General features: G+C 33.5%; 12 protein-coding genes. 4 read left to right on the top strand and 8 right to left on the bottom strand.

The annotated features are described in order from the left end of the window. Positions 1–37: 37 nt before the first annotated feature. The 8 genes from ABD077_RS03520 to ABD077_RS03485 form a co-directional block, all read right to left on the bottom strand. Positions 38–3,421 carry a PorP/SprF family type IX secretion system membrane protein gene (locus tag ABD077_RS03520; protein ID WP_343910549.1) on the bottom strand — a complete coding sequence of 1,128 codons (3,384 nt, stop codon included), beginning with the start codon at positions 3,419–3,421 and terminating at the stop codon, positions 38–40. 3 nt (positions 3,422–3,424) lie between these two features. Beyond that, positions 3,425–5,476: an Ig-like domain-containing protein gene (locus ABD077_RS03515; protein WP_343910547.1), complete on the bottom strand. Its 2,052-nt coding sequence runs from the start codon at positions 5,474–5,476 to the stop codon at positions 3,425–3,427. Between the two features lie 757 nt (positions 5,477–6,233). Further along, positions 6,234–6,764, bottom strand: coding sequence for an OmpH/Skp family outer membrane protein (locus ABD077_RS03510; protein ID WP_343910545.1), 531 nt, complete (start codon positions 6,762–6,764; stop codon positions 6,234–6,236). Positions 6,765–6,992: 228 nt separating this feature from the next. Beyond that, positions 6,993–7,838, bottom strand: a complete 846-nt coding sequence (locus ABD077_RS03505; RefSeq protein WP_343910543.1) for a class I SAM-dependent methyltransferase — start codon at positions 7,836–7,838, stop codon at positions 6,993–6,995. 122 nt (positions 7,839–7,960) lie between these two features. Next, positions 7,961–8,443 (bottom strand): hypothetical protein, encoded by a 483-nt coding sequence (locus ABD077_RS03500; protein ID WP_343910541.1) that lies wholly within the window; start codon positions 8,441–8,443, stop codon positions 7,961–7,963. After that, a complete protein-coding gene (mnmG, locus tag ABD077_RS03495; RefSeq protein ID WP_343910539.1) occupies positions 8,440–10,311 on the bottom strand; it encodes a tRNA uridine-5-carboxymethylaminomethyl(34) synthesis enzyme MnmG in 1,872 nt (623 codons plus the stop codon). Before mnmG ends, ABD077_RS03500 begins: the two co-directional genes overlap by 4 nt. A gap of 79 nt (positions 10,312–10,390) precedes the next feature. Next, positions 10,391–10,813: an rRNA maturation RNase YbeY gene (ybeY, locus tag ABD077_RS03490; protein WP_343910537.1), complete on the bottom strand. Its 423-nt coding sequence runs from the start codon at positions 10,811–10,813 to the stop codon at positions 10,391–10,393. Next, positions 10,806–14,177: a hypothetical protein gene (locus ABD077_RS03485; RefSeq protein WP_343910535.1), complete on the bottom strand. Its 3,372-nt coding sequence runs from the start codon at positions 14,175–14,177 to the stop codon at positions 10,806–10,808. The genes ybeY and ABD077_RS03485 overlap by 8 nt, the downstream gene beginning before the upstream one ends. 101 nt (positions 14,178–14,278) lie before the next feature. On the opposite strand from ABD077_RS03485, the gene ABD077_RS03480 reads away from it, so the two are divergent. The 4 genes from ABD077_RS03480 to ABD077_RS03465 all read left to right on the top strand — a co-directional run bounded on the left by ABD077_RS03480 (position 14,279) and on the right by ABD077_RS03465 (position 18,240). Then, a complete protein-coding gene (locus ABD077_RS03480; RefSeq protein ID WP_343910533.1) occupies positions 14,279–15,319 on the top strand; it encodes an alkane 1-monooxygenase in 1,041 nt (346 codons plus the stop codon). A 98-nt stretch (positions 15,320–15,417) separates the two neighbouring features. Continuing rightward, a complete protein-coding gene (gene gltX / locus ABD077_RS03475) occupies positions 15,418–16,929 on the top strand; it encodes a glutamate--tRNA ligase (RefSeq protein WP_343910531.1) in 1,512 nt (503 codons plus the stop codon). A 122-nt stretch (positions 16,930–17,051) separates the two neighbouring features. Continuing rightward, the gene (locus tag ABD077_RS03470; RefSeq protein WP_343910529.1) at positions 17,052–17,231 is read left to right on the top strand and encodes a DUF4177 domain-containing protein; all 180 of its coding nucleotides are present in this window, start codon (positions 17,052–17,054) and stop codon (positions 17,229–17,231) included. 64 nt (positions 17,232–17,295) lie between these two features. Beyond that, positions 17,296–18,240 carry an SPFH domain-containing protein gene (locus ABD077_RS03465; RefSeq protein ID WP_343910527.1) on the top strand — a complete coding sequence of 315 codons (945 nt, stop codon included), beginning with the start codon at positions 17,296–17,298 and terminating at the stop codon, positions 18,238–18,240. The last annotated feature ends 61 nt before the right edge of the window (positions 18,241–18,301 follow it).

Here is an 18,301-nt window from a genome sequence, read left to right as displayed (position 1 = left end):
GTGTTGTTCATTCTAGTATATTTTGGGGTACTACTCACTATTGTATCTTTAAAATGTATAGATCTCCATCGTATGTGTTATTTACATTAGAGAATAAACTCTGTTTTGCCTGATCAATACTATCAAACCTATCTAAATACACATATATGTAATTGTCTTTTGGATTCCTGAAAAACTTAGGCTCTAGCCCCTGAGACTTAAGCTTATTCATTCCTCGTTCAAAATAATTTTCTCTTTTAAAAATATTAGTAATTAAATAATATCCATTTTCAATATTATGCCCTCCGATATATGACAGGTTCTCTGTTAATACGGTATCGTCTTTAACGGTATCCTTTATGATACGTGATTCTTGTACTAATCTCTTCAATGATTCCACTCTACTTTTAGCAATATTCAAGATCCACATATCACCAAAGTATTTGTTTCCAATATTGTTTAAATAGTTTTCGGCTGCTTCTTCCTTGTTTGCATAATACGTAATTGCTACATATTGATATTGATTTTCTGGGTTCAATATCACCTGAGCATCATTAAATCCAAGATCTTTTAGCTTATTCGTAAAACTATCTGCATACACTCCACCTCTGAAGACATTTCCTATCAAATAGAACCCTTCTGGATATCCTGGAATATATTTGGTCGCATATTTAGCTTCTGGTCTTGTAGCTTCGGCAAACTTGATAAATCTATTTCTAGAAGTTAATTTTTTTGAACTACTAGGATCAGGATTATTTTTCACCTGCTCAGCTTCATCACTCATATTTACAAGAGATTCCAATAGTCTATTAAACTCTCTCTTGTCTAGGTTTTTAGAAGATGTTAATAAGGAGTCTCTAGATGCGATCAATCTATCTGTAATTCTACTACTATTATCGATTTCTCGCTGAATCTGTTCAAGATCTTCTCCATTATCCTCTTGAGCTTCTGCCTCTTGACGTTGTCTCTCTTCTTCTGCTAATCTTGCAGCCTCAGCCTCCTGACGTTGTCTCTCTTCTTCTGCTAATCTTGCAGCTTCTGCCTCCTGACGTAATCTCTCCTCTTCTGCTAATCTTGCAGCTTCTGCTTCCTGACGTTGTCTTTCTTCCTCAGCCAATCTCGCAGCCTCAGCTTCTTGACGTAATCTTTCTTCTTCAGCTAGTCTTGCAGCTTCTGCCTCCTGACGTAATCTCTCCTCTTCTGCTAATCTTGCAGCTTCTGCCTCCTGACGTAATCTCTCCTCTTCTGCTAATCTTGCAGCTTCTGCTTCCTGACGTTGTCTTTCTTCCTCAGCCAATCTCGCAGCCTCAGCTTCTTGACGTAATCTCTCCTCTTCTGCTAATCTTGCAGCTTCTGCCTCCTGACGTAATCTCTCCTCTTCTGCTAATCTTGCAGCTTCCGCCTCCTGACGTAATCTCTCTTCTTCAGCTAGTCTTGCAGCTTCCGCCTCCTGACGTAATCTCTCCTCTTCTGCTAATCTTGCAGCTTCTGCTTCCTGACGTAATCTCTCCTCTTCTGCTAATCTTGCAGCTTCCGCCTCCTGACGTAATCTCTCTTCTTCTGCTAATCTCGCAGCTTCCGCCTCCTGACGTAATCTCTCTTCTTCTGCTAATCTCGCAGCTTCCGCCTCCTGACGTAATCTCTCCTCTTCTGCTAATCTTGCAGCTTCTGCCTCCTGACGTAATCTCTCCTCTTCTGCTTCTTTATCTTTTTGTACAGAAACTTCTCTTTCTAACGTTTTCTGAGATTCTTCTCTTCTTTTCTGTTCAGCTATTTCTTGTTCAAGCTTTCTCTGAGATGCTAATCGTTCTTCTTCAGCTTTTTGTGCAGCCATTTCTACCTCAAGCCTTTTCTGTGCTGCTATTCGTTCTTCTTCTTCAGCTTTCTGTTTAGCTTCAGCTTCTGCAATTTGTGCTTGTCGAGCTTCTTCTTCCTTAGCCAATTCTTCAGCCTGTCTTTTCGCTTCAGCTTCCGCTTCTGCTTCTGCCTCTTGTCTTTCTGCTTCAGCTTCTCTAGCAGCTTCTTCAGCAGCTATTCTGGCTTCTTCAGCTTGCCTACCTGCTTCTTCCTCTGCTGCGATTCTAGCTTCTTCAGCTTCTTTAGCCGCTACTTCTTGAGCCTGTTTTTCTTCTTCAGCTCTTTTCTGTTCAGCCAATTCTAATTGGATTTTCCGCTGAGCTGCCAATCTTTCTTCTTCGGCTTTTTGAGCCGTCATCTCTAGCTCTAACTTCCTCTGAGCGGCAAGTTCTTCTTCTTTTTTCTTATTTAATAATTTTACTTCTTCTTCTCTTTGTAAAGCAAGCTCTCTTGCCTTTCTAGCTTCTTCTTCTTTTGCTTCCTGAATTGATCTCTCTAATTTATTCATAGCTCGTTGTGCCTGACTTAGAGAGTCATTTCTAGTACTTTGAAGTTCTCTTATTAGTTTATTTTGATCTAAAATTTCTTTCTTTAATCTTCTTATTTCGGAATCTCTTTGTAAAGAACTTTTTGATGATATGTTTCTTCTTTTTCTTCTACGTTCTTCCTTGGCAAAATTAAATGCTAAACCAAACTCGTGAGTAGCACCGAACTCTGATACACTAGCATCTCCACCAATTCCAGGTTCTACAGTATACCCAACAGAAACCACTTTAGTGATGTTAGCTCCTATACCTATTGACCCTCCATAAAAACTGTTATATCCCAATTGTGCCCATCCATATTTTGGAATTTCAAATAAAACATTTCCACCGTATCTCAAATCTTGTTCTCCTGGTTTAGAAGCATATACCATACCTCTTAACTCATTCTCTGTTCTTCTCCAATCTAACTCGGTAGTATACATTACATGCCCTGAGTATTCAAAATTATCTGTAAGCAATTCACTAGCAGTAAGATTGTAGGTAACCAAATTTCCAACAGAAACTCCAACATCAAAATTTCCATAATTAAAATTCACACCTGGTCTAAGAAGAAAAACAGAACTATTTTCGTAGTTATTTATGATATCATCATCTGCTTGTGCTTGGTCCAAATTACTCTTTAAAGCACTTTGAGAATAATTTAAATTAACACCAAAAGTAAAATTCATATCTCTATTTAACTCTAGGTTATAAGCATAGTTCAACGTAGCCCCAAAAAACCTAAAAATTCCGACATTTTGTTGAAATAATCCGATTCCAATTCCTGTTTTTTCCTCAAATCGCGCGGAATAATTAAGAAAATATGTCTGAGAATTATCGCTAAAACTAGAGCGAGGGTTTCTATTGTAGATATTTATAGAATTTTTGTTTTCTCTTACCAAAGAGAATGTAGGGTTAAACAAAAACCTATTATATTTTAAGGAGTTATGTAACGGAATATCTGAAGGTAATATACCTGATGTATTGGAAGATCCATCTTGTGCAGATATTAGATGTGCACAAAAAATGAAAATAGATATATAGAGTATTTTTTTTATCATAAATTATCTCATTACTGTAATTGTCCCCTTTTTAACTACTGTATTACTTCTTGATATTATATAATAGTAAATAAGTTCACTTGCTTGTGAGGCGGACTCATTTGGCCAATCAGCGTTGTAACCACCATTTTTTTGAAAATCTAACTGTCCGTTAGAAGAATATATACTTACTTCAACATCATTGTCGGTAAAAGAATTTGGTAATACCCAAGCGTTGTTTGCAGCATTTCCTCCTGGTGTTACAACATTAGGTATTAATTCTGACAATGCGCCCGGACCTCTAACCTCTGCGATTAATGTGTCCGTAGTACATAAAGAAGAGCTAATTCTTGCAAAATAATCTCCTTCTTCAGAAACAGTTAACGTATTGGTTGTCTCTCCATCGATTAATACCTCTGTACCGTTTTGAATTACGTACCACTCATACGTGAAATTAGTACTCGCCGGTGCTGTTAAAGTAACTGTTTGTCCAGCTTCCAATACAGGAGGATTAATATCTAGAACAATACTATTAGATAAAAACTCAATAGGTAAATTGTTAGAAACAGTGTCTGGTAAACCTCCAGGACTAAAAATAGCCCTCAATTCGAAACTTCCTCCATTATCAGCACGAGAAACATCTAACGACAAAGAAGTCTCACCTGTAGAGACTCCATCATTAAACCACTCGAAATCAAAAAAGCTAAATTGTTCTGTGGTTAAAGGAACGCGATCGCCCGTGGATGTTATACCTACCATTTCTTCTAACGAAATAGTAATGGTGTCCTGATCACAATCGACGACCTCTCCAGGAGCAATCGTTATATCAAATCTTTCTGCTGCGACGACAACAGTTTCTGTTACTAGTTCAGACATACAAGGGTCATCTGGAAATAAAGCATCTATTTCTAATCTATAGTCTCCTACTCCATTAGCCGGAACATCAAAAGTAATGGTTGAGCCGGTAGTTATTCCTTGAATTATAATATTAGTATCGCGTATCCACCTAAATGTACTTCCTACTGGGGCATCCGTTTCTACAGTTAATGTTAATATTTGTGTTGGCAGCAATACCAATCCTGGCGGTAAAGGAGTCGTAATACTTGATCCTTCATTTGTAACTGTTACTGGATTTGTAACTAAAATACAATCTTCACTTAGTTCAATTTCTAAAGTGTATTCACCACCAAAATCATTATCGGGTAAAGTAATAGTTGGAGAGGTTTCTCCATCTAATTCCACACCATCTTTGATCCATTGATAACTATAAGAAAAATCAATATCACTAGCCTGTAATACTTTCGTTTCATCTGGGCAAAAAGAAAAATCCGGTGCCGTTGTAATAATTGAAATGTCACTTGTGTTAACTAAAGAAGCTGATATTCTATTAGATTTATTAAAAACAAAAACGTTATTACATAAACCTACAGAAACTCTTGCCTGATAATCACCTTCTTCGGTTATTAATAAAGTAGGATTATTTTCTCCAGGAATTAACGCTCCATCTCTCAACCATTCCCAATTAAAATTATTAACATCTACCTCATTATCATTTTCATCCAAAACGACAACAGAAACTTGTTTCGCAAAAGACGCTACATTACAAAAGATAATGTCATCACCACCATTCAGGCGAATTAAAAGATTATCATCATCGAAAAAATGAAAAGGTATGGGCTCAGAAATATCACTAATAATACTAGCTTCAGTAGCGATAACTCTTAATCTATAATCGTCACTATTTGCATCCTGGGGCACATTAACATTGAAGAATTCTATAACGGTTCCCGCTCCACTTGCCTCATTAGGACCATCCGCTGTGCCTAAATCTGTAATTTCCGATGCATTTGCAAAGCTTCCGGAAGGATTCGAAAGTTGTAAAATGAACTGATTGTTTGAAGGTAGCGCAACACCTGCGGACATGTCTGCAGTAAAATCAAAACTATTTGTCAGCGTACCACAAGCTTGAGCACCTGATACCAAAGTAGGAGCCTCAATATTTCGTTGGGCTAAAGCTTCCTGAAATCCAAGAGCCAAAACAATCAAGACGAAGACTAAGTTAAGTTTCCTTTTCATAGCGATTATATCACTTAAATACGTGTGAAAATATGCACTACTAATCAAACGATTTGGGGCGTTTGTTAATAATATTGTTAATATAAATATACTAAAGTCATAAAATTATAAATTAAAAATTTATATCAAACCAAATTTTCATTTTTTTTTGTAATAATATTCTTACTAAAAATTGAAGACAATAATTACATGTGTGAAAACCGTAGTCTTACAATGTTCTTTAATACAGTAAATAACTATTAACCAATTACTTAAATATACTAATTAAAAAACAATTGTAGTCCTAAAAAGACAAAAAAACAGAGATAATTCTGAATAATAGTAAATTTTTAATTCAAATTTCTTAAAAAAACAGTTGATATTCTGACATTTTGTAGGATCAAAAAAAATCTAAAAACGGCAACTTTATCCGATTAAGTGTTTTTTTTTATTCGCTTTTCGAACATATTTTTATAAATCATTTAGACATTATCTTATTAACAAAAAAGAAGGGAAATTTCCCTTAATGAATTATGATAATAATGTATTCTGTTAAGCCGTTTTAAGCATGTATATTCGAATGCTTAACAACGTAAAAACAATGTTTATACTAGTAAATTAAACAAAAGCTCGAACCTGATGTTGCACATTTATACAAGTAAAAACACCAATGAATTATCTCTAATCCTAAAACAATTATAATTAGTTTGTTAAAAACAAGACATAAAAAAACCCTATAATCAATATTATAGGGTTTGATACCTTATTTAACTTGGTACTATTCTTTACTTTCTCCTGAAGGCTTTTCTCCGTTAAGTTCAGTAATAATTTTATCGGTTAAGTCTAACTCTTCCTTCGCATAAAAGATATTCTTTACTTCAGTTTCACCATAGATGTAAGTATACCCATTCTTTTTACCATAATCTTTGATAAAATCTTCAACCTTAGCAATTATTGAATCAATTTCAGTCTGACTACCTTTTTGAATCTCTTGCATTCTAGTTTGCTGTTCCCTTTGCAGTGTTTGCTGTTTTACCATTAACTCCTGCTCTTTTTTCTCTCTATTAGACTGTGTCATGGATTTCATTATATTTTGATATCCCTGAACTTCAATTTGAAACTGTTTTGCCTTTTCTTCTAACTCTGCTCTTACTTCATTATTCTTTTTTGTCCATTTTTCTTTAGCAGCTTTCATTTCTTTAAAATCTGAAACAACTTTTGTGTTATTTACAAATCCTGTTTTTTCGGTTTGCTGATTACATGAAGTCATTACAAGTAACCCTATAGCGATGCATAAAAATTTTCTCATTATTCTAAATTTAGTTCTGCGCAAAAATATCAAAGTTCAGTATATGTTATCCTTTTAACATCATCAAATTAACTCACCATAAGAAAAAACAATTACTAAGTCTTTTGTAATTATCAAAATCAATTAAAAAAGACTTAAAATAAAGCTTTTTAAGCTGTTTTTATAAATTTCCTATGGGTTAGATAACTAAAGTCCTTAAATCGTCTTTAAAAAACCTAAAAAAACAAATTAATCGTTTTTTAGCACATAAATATGAGAAGAATACTGCTTTGATCTTCGTGCTTTAAGATTAGAAACAAAACCTCGTCGAATAGCCCTTATAAAATTCATTTTCCCATTTTTATATTTTTCCGATAATAATGAGACATAAAAAGAGTCGAACAACAGCGGTAATGTTTTTTGAAGTTTTATTTTTTCTTCCTGAAAAAGGTTTTCTATCGCATTTTCAGAAAAATGCCATAAATGCCTAGGCACATCATAGGCAGCCCAATGACAATTATAATATTGCGCATCATACGACTTAAAATTAGGAACAGCAATAATAAGGTAACCATTTGGTTTTAAGAGTCTCTTTAATTCTTTAATTTGAGCAGACAAATTTGGTACGTGTTCAAGAACATGCCACATGGTAATCACGTCAAAATTATTCGAAGATAAGTTAGCTGTCGTCGCTTCTAACAATATTCCTTTACTTTTTGCTTGTTTTTTAGCTTGATCGTTTGGTTCAACCCCTACTGTATCCCATCGCTGTTTCTTGGCTTGCATCAAAAAATCTCCAGTTCCTGCACCAATATCTAGTAGCGTGCCTGGCTGATTATTTAATTCAGTTATTAGACGAACCTTTTTTCTTAATGAGTAACTCTTTACAAGGTGATATAGTTTTTCGAAAAATGTTCTTTTTGAATCGGTATGAGAAATATAATCATCACTTTCATAATATCTCCCTAAGACATCTTCGGATGGTTTAGGAACAGTTACAAGCATATCATATTTTTCATCTTTATACAATTTAAACAGCTCTCCTGAAACTGTATAATCTTTACATTCTAAATAATATTCTTTTTCGTTATTCATTATTTATTCTAAACCAACTAAAATCCTTAACTACTTCTATTAATCTTCACCAATTGACATGATATTAGTTTTTATTATATATATCAAAAGTTATAATCAAGTATTGAATGTTCCACGTGGAACTAAGATTTTGTAGCATCAAAAACTTCAACATTTAAAAGTTTACTTAACTCATTAGCTTTTTTTAAAGCTTTATCATATTTTTCAGACCGAAACAACGTTGTTTTTTTATTTTCCTTAAAAAAACGAACAACGTATTTATTATGTCTTTCTTTTGTTCCAATGGCACTTACTGAACTCCAATCATTATTCTGAACAAAACTGCCCGAAAACACTGAAACATAATCTGGAAAATCCAAATTCAGTTTTGTTTTAAAAAACACCAAACCAAACACAGAAAACAATTTATAATTTTCAAAATCCCTATCAATCTTATAAGAGGTTGAAAAGCCAAAAAAAAGAGAAGAGAACACAACCAACCATATTCTTGACCACAATTCTTCTTTTCCAAAAAGAAGCATCAAAACAGAAAAAACAAAAACGATTGTCACCAATATTTTTGCCTTTAACGCTCTTTCTTGTTTACATATTACAAAATCACTCATCGACCCATATAAACTAAAAGCACTGATATATCACTAGGCGATACTCCACTAATTCTTGATGCTTGAGAAATCGTAGCAGGTTTAATTCTCGTCATCTTCTCACATGCTTCATAAGATAATGACTTCAATTTAGTATAATCAAAGTCTTTTGGAATCTTAATGTTTTCCAATCGGTTTAATTTATCAGCATTATTTTTTTCTTTTTCTATATAACCTGAATATTTAACCTGTATTTCTGTTTGTTCTAACACTTCCTTGTCTAATTCATTTTTTTCAATATAGTCAGCTACTTTTTCCAAGCGTCTCATATCTTCTAAATTTATTTGAGGTCGTGCAAAAATCTTAAACATTTTACCACTTTGGTTTATCGGAGAAGATCCTTTTTCCTTCAATACTGGATTCGCCTCAATCGGAGTTACACTTGTCTCCTTAAAAAACTGAACAAAATTATCGGACTTCTTTTGCTTTTCTTCCATTCTTAATAAACGATCATCGGAAGCCAATCCGATCTTGTGAGCAACAGGAGTTAACCTAAAGTCTGCATTATCTTGTCTTAATAAAGTTCTATACTCTGCTCTTGATGTAAACATTCTGTATGGCTCTTCCGTCCCTTTAGTTATTAGATCATCAATTAAAACTCCAATATAAGCTTCGCTTCTAGTTAAAATAAATGACTCCTCTTCTTTAACTTTTAGCGCCGCATTTATTCCTGCCATTAAACCCTGAGAAGCTGCTTCCTCGTATCCAGTAGTTCCATTAATTTGTCCTGCGAAAAACAAACCGTCAATTAACTTTGTTTCCAAAGTATGTGTTAACTGCGTAGGTGGAAAGTAATCATATTCTATTGCATAACCTGGTCTAAAGAATTTTACATTTTCAAACCCCACAACCGAACGTAAAGCTTTAAACTGAACATCTTCCGGTAATGATGTAGAAAATCCGTTTACATATACCTCTACTGTATTCCACCCTTCTGGTTCAATAAACATTTGATGCCTTTCTTTATCGGCAAATCGATTAATCTTATCTTCTATTGAAGGGCAATATCTAGGTCCGATACTTTTAATTCTTCCATTAAACATTGGAGACCTATCGAACCCTTCTCTAAGTAAATCGTGAACCTCTGGAGAAGTGTATGTCATAAAACAAGACCTTTGTTCAGTAAGTGGTTTTGATAAATCAGAATAACTAAACTTTTCTGGATTATCGTCACCTGGTTGTTCCATCATCTTAGAATAATCTAAAGATCTTCCATCTACACGAGGTGGCGTTCCGGTTTTCATTCTTCCCGAATCGAAACCCAAATCTATCAACTGCTCTGTAATACCAGTTGCAGCTCTTTCTCCTGCTCTTCCTCCTCCGAATTGTTTTTCTCCGATATGAATCAAACCATTCAAAAAAGTTCCATTCGTTAACACTACGGTTTTGGCTTTTACCTCAATTCCCAATGATGTTCTTACACCCACAACCTTTCCTCCTTCGATCAATAATCCATTCACCATTTCTTGATAGAAGTCCAAATTTGGTGTTTGTTCTAAAAGCAACCTCCATTCTTCTGCAAATCTCATTCTATCACTTTGGACTCTTGGACTCCACATAGCTGGGCCTTTTGATTTATTCAACATCTTAAACTGTATAGCAGTTCTATCGCTCACAATTCCACTGTATCCACCCAAAGCGTCAATCTCTCTTACTATTTGTCCTTTTGCTATGCCACCCATTGCCGGATTACAACTCATTTGAGCAATGTTTTGCAAATTCATTGTAATTAATAATGTGCTACAACCTAAATTAGCGGCTGACGCCGCAGCTTCACTTCCTGCGTGTCCTCCTCCAACAACCACTACATCATATTCTTTATCAAACATATTTCACTTACATTTGTTCCACGTGGAACATTTAACTATTTTAAAATTTGTTCCACGTGGAACAAATTAGAAAAACAAACTAAAGATGTTCCACGTGGAACATCTTTAGTTTTTCATTTTCTTTTTGTCTCATAACTGATTTTTCATCTTCCGTTTTGTCTTTGTAACCACAAAAATGCAACAGTCCATGAACCATAACCCGTCTTAATTCTTCCTCAAAATTCATATCAAAAATTTCAGCATTCTCCTTTACCCGATCTACAGATATAAAAATATCCCCAGACAGTTCATTACCCATCGTATTATCAAAACTGATTATATCTGTATACGTATCATGGTTTAAATATTTCTGATTAATGTCCAATAAATAATCATCTAAACACAATATTAAACTAATCTCACCAATTGACTTCTTCTCGGAAACAGCCACTCTGTTCAACCAACTTACAGTAGGCGTCTCATTAATTTTCGTGCTTACCGATTCATAAAAAAAATTAATCATTTTCCTTTTTAAAATATTCTTGAACCTTTCTTTTGTGATTTTGCCGCAAAGGTAACACTTGTCTGTTTAATATCTCAGTAGTATTAAAATATTGTTGCGCCTTATGAAGTTGACTGTTTGCGTCGTTTTTAAACAATGTTTGATTTGTTTTACTTTCTCTTCTATCCTCTTCTCCTTGTTCCAATGTAGCGTCTTCTAGCTTTAATAACTCATGTTTTAGATTCAACATCTTACTAAGAGTGTTGTTATTAAATCCTTTTTCTAATAACTCATTTTCCACTTGCTCTATTTTCTTTAACAACGCGCTACCTTTACTGCCTCCTATCCCTTCTTTTTTAAGTTTATCCTGTAGCGCATTTCTTAATTGCTGTTGTTGTTTATATATCTCATACAATTCTCCATTATCAATCTCTTGTTCACTATCAGATTCTCCATTACCATTTTTTCCACCTTTATTTTCTCCTTTTTCTTTTCCGCTTTCTCCTTTGCCTTTTTCTCCATTCTCCCCTGAACCACCTTGGTTGGACTGACCTTCTTGTTGTCCATGTTGTTCACCCTGCTTCTTGCCTTTCTCAGTTCCCTCCTTCATCTGGTCATTCAATTCACCTTGTTTTTTTATAATATCAGGTAACTGAAATCCTCTTGAATCACCACTATTACCCTTTCCAGAAGCTGACATACTGTTTTGCATTTGATCTAACGCCTTACTTAAAAAATAAGCCAAATCATTTGAACCTGTTACTGCGTACTGCTGATTTGCTGTTCCTTGTATGACTTGATTCTCCGACAAACGTTCTAATGATTTATCAATATTAAATTCTATATCCGTTAATTTACTAGTTACCTCATCTGATATCTTTGGTTGCCGTAACGCCAATGCATATAAACTATCATCTATATGGATGAAGTTCTCTCTTAAAACACTCTGCTTTTTCAACTTTGATGAGTAGGTTGGATTATTATTATTTATTCCTTTGAAACCTTTCATTAGCCCTTCTTGTTCTATTGAAAAATCTACTAGATTATCCAGAATTTGCCTTAACATTTCCATATCTTCTTGTTGCTGTTCTCCACCAGACATTTGCATCTGCATCTGCATTCCACTACTCATTTGTTTCATTTTCTGAGCAGCACTTTTCTGATTTTTCTTCGCATCTGACTTCTTCTTTTTATCTAAATTATCACTAGCGTTCTCCTGTTCCTCCTTGATACTTTCTTCTTCTTTTTGCTCTTGATCTAAATTCATAGGTTTCTTCAACTTCTCATTATCCTTTCTCAATTCCTTCATTTCTTCCTGAAACTTCTCAAACTTTTCATTTAGTTTATCCTGTTCTTCCTTAGTGTTTCCTTCTTCCTTTTCGGATAACTCTTCCTGTTCTTTAGCAAGCTGATTTAACTCCTCTACTAACTTTTCGTGTTTCTGAATAACATAATATCTCTTAGTAAGCTCCAAAAGCTGTTCTAAATTCTTCTTCAAATTCTTATTTTCTTTAGCCAGCTCCTCCAATTTTTCTGTTAACTCCTCCTTCTGGATCTTCTCTGACAACTTATTTATCTCTTCTAATAATTTTTCATTTTTCTTTAGCTTTTCCTCATTACGCTCCATCATTTCTTTTAACGCATCTTTAAAAGGTTCCTCCTCTTTTTTCTCATCCAATTGATCAAGATTATCTTTTAATTTTTTAGAAAAGTTTTGCATCATCTTTTCCTGTTCCTTTTGTCTCTTTAGATAATCCTCTAATTTCTTTTTATCATTGAAATCTAATTGTTTCTTCTCTTTCTGAATTTTACTCAATTCACTTAAATCACTTTCCTGCTCCTTAAATTTCTTTAATGATTTATTCAGACCAGAAATAGCCTCATTTTGTTCATTTAGTCTTTTCTTATCCTCCTCTAAATTGGTTAATTTCCTAAAACTAAACACTTGACTTTTTGTTGATTTGCTACCATTCACACCGTCATTATCATATAATTCAAAATAAAAATCATAATTAACCCCGTTATCCAAATCCAAATCACCAGGAAAGACATATATAAATTCATCGAAAGTAGCGGAACTAATACTTATCGTTTTCCTTATTTTTACATCATCTTTATCACTATTATAATACACCAAATTCAAACCTCTTAAACCATAGTCATCGCTTACTCTACCAAAAAAATAAAGTGTACTATTATCTATACTATCCTTCTCTGAACTTAAATTGATTTCAGGATACTGATCCTTGATTACGTTTATACTAAAAGATAAATTGTCATAATTCTTAATATCTTTATTAGACGATGTTATCTGATAATCCCAATTTCCATATAATCTATTTCCATATCTAAACGTAGATTTATCCTTTCTAAAAGTTATTACTGAATCCTTCGAAATCATGTTAACATACTCAGTATTTCTAGTATTTACCGACCAAGATACCTTCGTTCCCTCTGGGACAATTGCATTTCCGGAACTATTTAAGCTTTCATCCTTTTTCTGTGTATAATCAGGATAATCTAAATTCATTTTAAAATCCAACAAGGTTGGTACGGGAACAACATTTAACTCATAATCCTTAGAAAGCACGTCACTTGCAGACAACCTAAAACTAACTGACTTCTTTGGTTGAATAAAAGTATATTCATACTCCGCTTCTTTATTATTTTTCAAAAAGTAAGTTTCTCCCTCATAATTGATACTCACACTTTCTGGAATCACATCGCCACTAGTACGTACCTTTAGAACAAAATCTTCATTCTCAAATGCATTCAAGTTCTCGTTTATTACAAAAAATTGAAACGGCGCAGGCGGTTCATATGCCGTCCCATAGTTAACCACTCTATTATAACTTTCTGAATACCAACTGTTTTTATTAAATATACTTACTAGTAAAAAAACACAAACTGGAATAGCCATATATTTTAGATATTTTGCGTTTTTCTTGAAATCTATAGCTGTTCTAAATGGAACCGGACTTAACTCTTGGGATTTTTGCTCAATACTCGCTAACAATAAAGAAGATGAAGAATTATTTTCACTTAACTGCAATAGATTTAATAATTTATCATTTACTTTTGGAAAATGATCTCCTATAATTTTAGATGCTCTTTCGTAATCAATACCTCTAGTAAGTTTGAATAATTTAAATAAAGGAATCACTATAAACTTCGAAAACAGACTTACCTCTACAATAATAAACATCCAAAATAATATTGTCCTCCAAAGTTTACTTAACCAAAAAACATACTCAATTAACAAAGTAATCAAGAAATACAATAACCCAATAGCAGCAAAGAGAATTAAACCTTTAATCAATTCATTCGTATAATATTTCCTAATAAAACTTTCTAGTTTATTTTTGATTAACTCAAAACTGCTCATAACTTCACGTATTCTTTTTCAGTAATTTATAAAACTACAACTTTATTTCTTATAGATTTGTTATATTTATTATAATTCAAAACCCTAGATTATAACTTGTTATGAAAGATCTTAAATACATATCTGCTTATAGCATACCCTTAGTTGCAATTTTAAGTATCTATCTCATGGATATTTATACCTACCTAACCCCTATCTATGTTTTTGGTATTATACCAATAATTGAACTTTTTACTCCATCATCCGAAGAAAATTTAGACCCCAATACTAGATTAACCAAATCCAAAAAAAAACTATTCGATTGGCTTTTATATATAAACCTCCCTTTGATTTATTTAATACTATTTTATGCTCTTTATACGATTTCCTCCAATGAGTTAAAAACATTTGAAATTGTAGGAATTATTATATCTACAGGAATAGTTCTTGGTGCTAATGGAATAAACGTAGGTCATGAATTGGGACATAGATTTTCTAACGAAAGATTCATCGCTAAAGCTCTTCTACTTCCGTCGTTATACATGCATTTTTATATAGAACATAATTTTGGTCACCATCTAAAAGCTGCCACCACAGATGATCCTGCTACAGCTCGTTATAATCAACCTGTATACATTTTTTGGATTACTTCTGTAATCGGACAATACCTTAGTGCTTGGAAAATCCAACGAACACTTCTGAAAAAAAATGATCGTTCATTTCTATCATTCAAAAACGATATGTTTTGGTATATGATTATCACAACATGCTATCTAGGTATAACCTATTTAACATTCGATTTAACAGGTCTATGGGTTGTTATATCTTGTGGTACTGTTGGCTTTTTGCTTTTAGAAACTATTAATTACATTGAACATTATGGCCTTATTCGAAAGAAAACTAATTCTGGACGTTACGAAAGAGTTCGGGAAATACATTCATGGAACTCCAATCATCTATTAGGCCGTATTCTTCTTTTTGAACTTACTCGCCATAGTGATCATCATTATAGAGCTTCTAAAAAATATCAGATTCTTGATCACCATAACCAAAGTCCACAACTACCCTTTGGCTATCCGACCTCGATGGTACTTTCATTGTTTCCTCCATTATGGTTTATGTTAATGAATAAACGTGTTCCACGTGAAATGAAACCAATATGACCTTTCATAATTAATTGTTTTAAATCCTTTTTGTACACTTTCATAAGATCGTATCTTTGTCATTTCTTTTATAACCTTACGGTTTAAAACATTTAACTATGACAAACAAACCACGTGTACGATTTGCTCCAAGTCCTACCGGTCCCCTACATATTGGTGGTGTAAGAACTGCTTTATTTAATTACTTATTTACTAAAAAACATAAAGGAACTTTTGTTCTTCGTATAGAAGATACAGATCAAAATCGTTACGTTCCAGGAGCTGAAGATTATGTAATTGACGCACTAAACTGGTGTAATATTCCTTTTGACGAAGGCCCTGGAAAGGAAGGCAACTATGGTCCTTACAGACAAAGCGAACGAAAACATTTGTATAAACAGTATGCAGACCAACTTATCCAAAATGGTCATGCCTATTATGCTTTCGATACCTCAGAAGAATTAGATCTACATCGTAAAGAACATGAAGAAAACGGAAAGACATTCATTTACAATTGGCATAATAGAGAAAAATTAAATAACTCATTGTCATTATCCGAGAATGAAATATCCAAAAAAATTAATTCTGGAGATCCTTATGTTATTCGTTTTAAGTGTCCAATAGACGAAACTCTTCAACTTACAGATGAAGTAAGAGGTACGATTACTATAGAAACCAATGTACTTGATGATAAAATACTTTTTAAGAGTGATGGTATGCCAACGTATCACTTAGCTAATATCGTAGATGATCATCTAATGGAAATCACTCATGTTATTCGTGGCGAAGAATGGTTACCTTCTCTACCATTACATGTACTATTGTATAGATCATTAGGATGGGACGCTCCTAGTTTTTCTCACCTACCACTTATCCTAAAACCTACTGGAAAAGGTAAATTAGGAAAAAGAGATGGTATCAAAGGAGGTTTTCCCGTGTTTCCTTTGCAATGGATAGATCCAAAAACAAAAGAAATCGCCTCTGGATATAGAGAAGATGGTTATCTACCTGAAGCAGTTATTAACATGCTAGCGTTCTTAGGATGGAATCCCGGTACGGAACAAGAAATCTTCTCCCTAAAACAACTTATCCAAGCATTTGATCTTGGGAGAGTAAATAAAGCTGGAGCTAAATTTGACCCTGAAAAAACAAAATGGTTTCAACAACAACATTTTCAGAATACAGATGAAGTTCTACACGTGGAACAATTGAAAAATATTCTACAAAAGAAGAATATCTCTTCCTCCTTTGATTTAAAAAAAGTTGTTGGTCTCATTAAAGAAAGAGCTGTTTTTACAAATGATCTTTGGGATCTTAGCTCATTCTTATTCATTGCTCCTTCTGAATGTGATGAAAAAGCAGTTAAAAAAGCATGGAAAGAAGACACAGCATCTCTCATGCACGAACTAACAAGAATCTTAAGTGATATTAGTGATTTTTCATCAGAGAATGTTTCCAACATTGTTAAAAGTTGGATTAAATCGAAAGAAATTGGTTTTGGTAAAATTATGATGCCTCTCCGAATATCCTTAGTTGGATCCTTACAAGGTCCAGACCTATTTGACATCATGTCGATCATTTCAAAAGAAGAAACTATTAAAAGAATTGAAGCAACGATAGAAAGATTATAATTACCATTTTTCAAGTTATCTACTATAGCCTGTTATAAATTTAACAGGCTATTTTATTTCATTTTGTAACATTTATGGCCAAAACTATACAGATAAAGTAACGATCTTAAACTTTGTCATCTATGGAAAAACAATATAAAGTACTTAAAATATCCAATCTTTGGTCAACCGAAAAACTACGCAAACAGGTAGAAGATACCCTTAACAAAGCGTCCAAAGAAGGATGGGAAATTATTTCTGTAGCATTCGGTACCTCGAGTAGTTCTGGAATGTCCACTGCCATGATTACTATTGCAAAATAAAATTTATCTATTTACAATTAATTAGTAAATTCAAAGTATCTAATAACATTTAATCTGAAAACAAATGACTCTATATTTTATACCCATAATTATATTCGGATTTATCATACTTATATCCGGAATATTCACCGTAAAACAACAGACCGCTGCAGTTGTTGAGAGATTTGGTAAATTCTTAAGTATTCGCAATTCTGGTTTACATTTCAAAATTCCGGTCTTTGATCGAATAGCTGGTCGTATCAATCTAAGGATACAGCAATTAGACGTTATTGTTGAAACAAAAACTAAGGACGACGTATTTGTACGCTTAAAAATATCAGTACAATTTCAAGTTATAAAAGATAAGGTTTATGACGCCTTCTATAAACTAGAAAATCCACATGATCAAATTACATCTTATGTGTTTGATGTAGTACGTGCCGAAGTACCAAAGATGAAACTTGACGATGTTTTTGAAAGAAAAGACGATATTGCTATCGCTGTAAAACAAGAATTAAATGAAGCGATGGTTAATTATGGGTATGATATCATAAAAACTCTTGTTACTGATATTGATCCAGATCTTCAGGTAAAAGAAGCAATGAATAGAATTAACGCCGCTGAAAGAGAAAAAGTTGCTGCAGAATATGAAGCTGAAGCAGAACGTATTAAGATTGTAGCAAAAGCTAGAGCTGAAGCAGAAAGTAAAAGGTTACAAGGTCAAGGTATAGCAGATCAACGAAGAGAAATTGCTAGAGGTTTGGAAGAAAGTGTAGATGTTTTAAACAATGTAGGAATCAATTCTCAGGAAGCCTCTGCTTTAATCGTTGTTACCCAACACTATGATACTTTACAATCTATAGGTGAAGAAACTAATAGTAATTTAATATTACTACCAAACTCTCCACAGGCAGGAAGTGATATGCTGAACAATATGATTGCATCCTTTACAGCATCCAACCAAATAGGAGAAGAAATGAAACGCCAAAATGCCAAAAAAGGTATTGGTAGAAAAAATACCGAAGAATAAGAATTTTTTATTACAAAATAAAATCCGATCATCATTAGTGATCGGATTTTATTTTTTTACA

Source organism: Aquimarina litoralis, assembly GCF_039523995.1.
Lineage (GTDB): Bacteria > Bacteroidota > Bacteroidia > Flavobacteriales > Flavobacteriaceae > Aquimarina > Aquimarina litoralis.
Note: the sequence above shows the minus strand (reverse complement) of the source record. Positions and strands in the feature narration are given on the sequence as shown.

Coding starts and splice junctions, on each gene's coding strand:
- gltX (WP_343910531.1), top strand. CDS start 15,418: ATGACAAACAAACCACGTGTACGATTTGCTCCAAGTCCTACCGGTCCC.
- ABD077_RS03485 (WP_343910535.1), bottom strand. CDS start 14,177: ATGAGCAGTTTTGAGTTAATCAAAAATAAACTAGAAAGTTTTATTAGG.
- ABD077_RS03465 (WP_343910527.1), top strand. CDS start 17,296: ATGACTCTATATTTTATACCCATAATTATATTCGGATTTATCATACTT.
- mnmG (WP_343910539.1), bottom strand. CDS start 10,311: ATGTTTGATAAAGAATATGATGTAGTGGTTGTTGGAGGAGGACACGCA.
- ABD077_RS03470 (WP_343910529.1), top strand. CDS start 17,052: ATGGAAAAACAATATAAAGTACTTAAAATATCCAATCTTTGGTCAACC.
- ABD077_RS03505 (WP_343910543.1), bottom strand. CDS start 7,838: ATGAATAACGAAAAAGAATATTATTTAGAATGTAAAGATTATACAGTT.
- ybeY (WP_343910537.1), bottom strand. CDS start 10,813: ATGATTAATTTTTTTTATGAATCGGTAAGCACGAAAATTAATGAGACG.
- ABD077_RS03520 (WP_343910549.1), bottom strand. CDS start 3,421: ATGATAAAAAAAATACTCTATATATCTATTTTCATTTTTTGTGCACAT.
- ABD077_RS03500 (WP_343910541.1), bottom strand. CDS start 8,443: ATGAGTGATTTTGTAATATGTAAACAAGAAAGAGCGTTAAAGGCAAAA.
- ABD077_RS03480 (WP_343910533.1), top strand. CDS start 14,279: ATGAAAGATCTTAAATACATATCTGCTTATAGCATACCCTTAGTTGCA.
- ABD077_RS03515 (WP_343910547.1), bottom strand. CDS start 5,476: ATGAAAAGGAAACTTAACTTAGTCTTCGTCTTGATTGTTTTGGCTCTT.
- ABD077_RS03510 (WP_343910545.1), bottom strand. CDS start 6,764: ATGAGAAAATTTTTATGCATCGCTATAGGGTTACTTGTAATGACTTCA.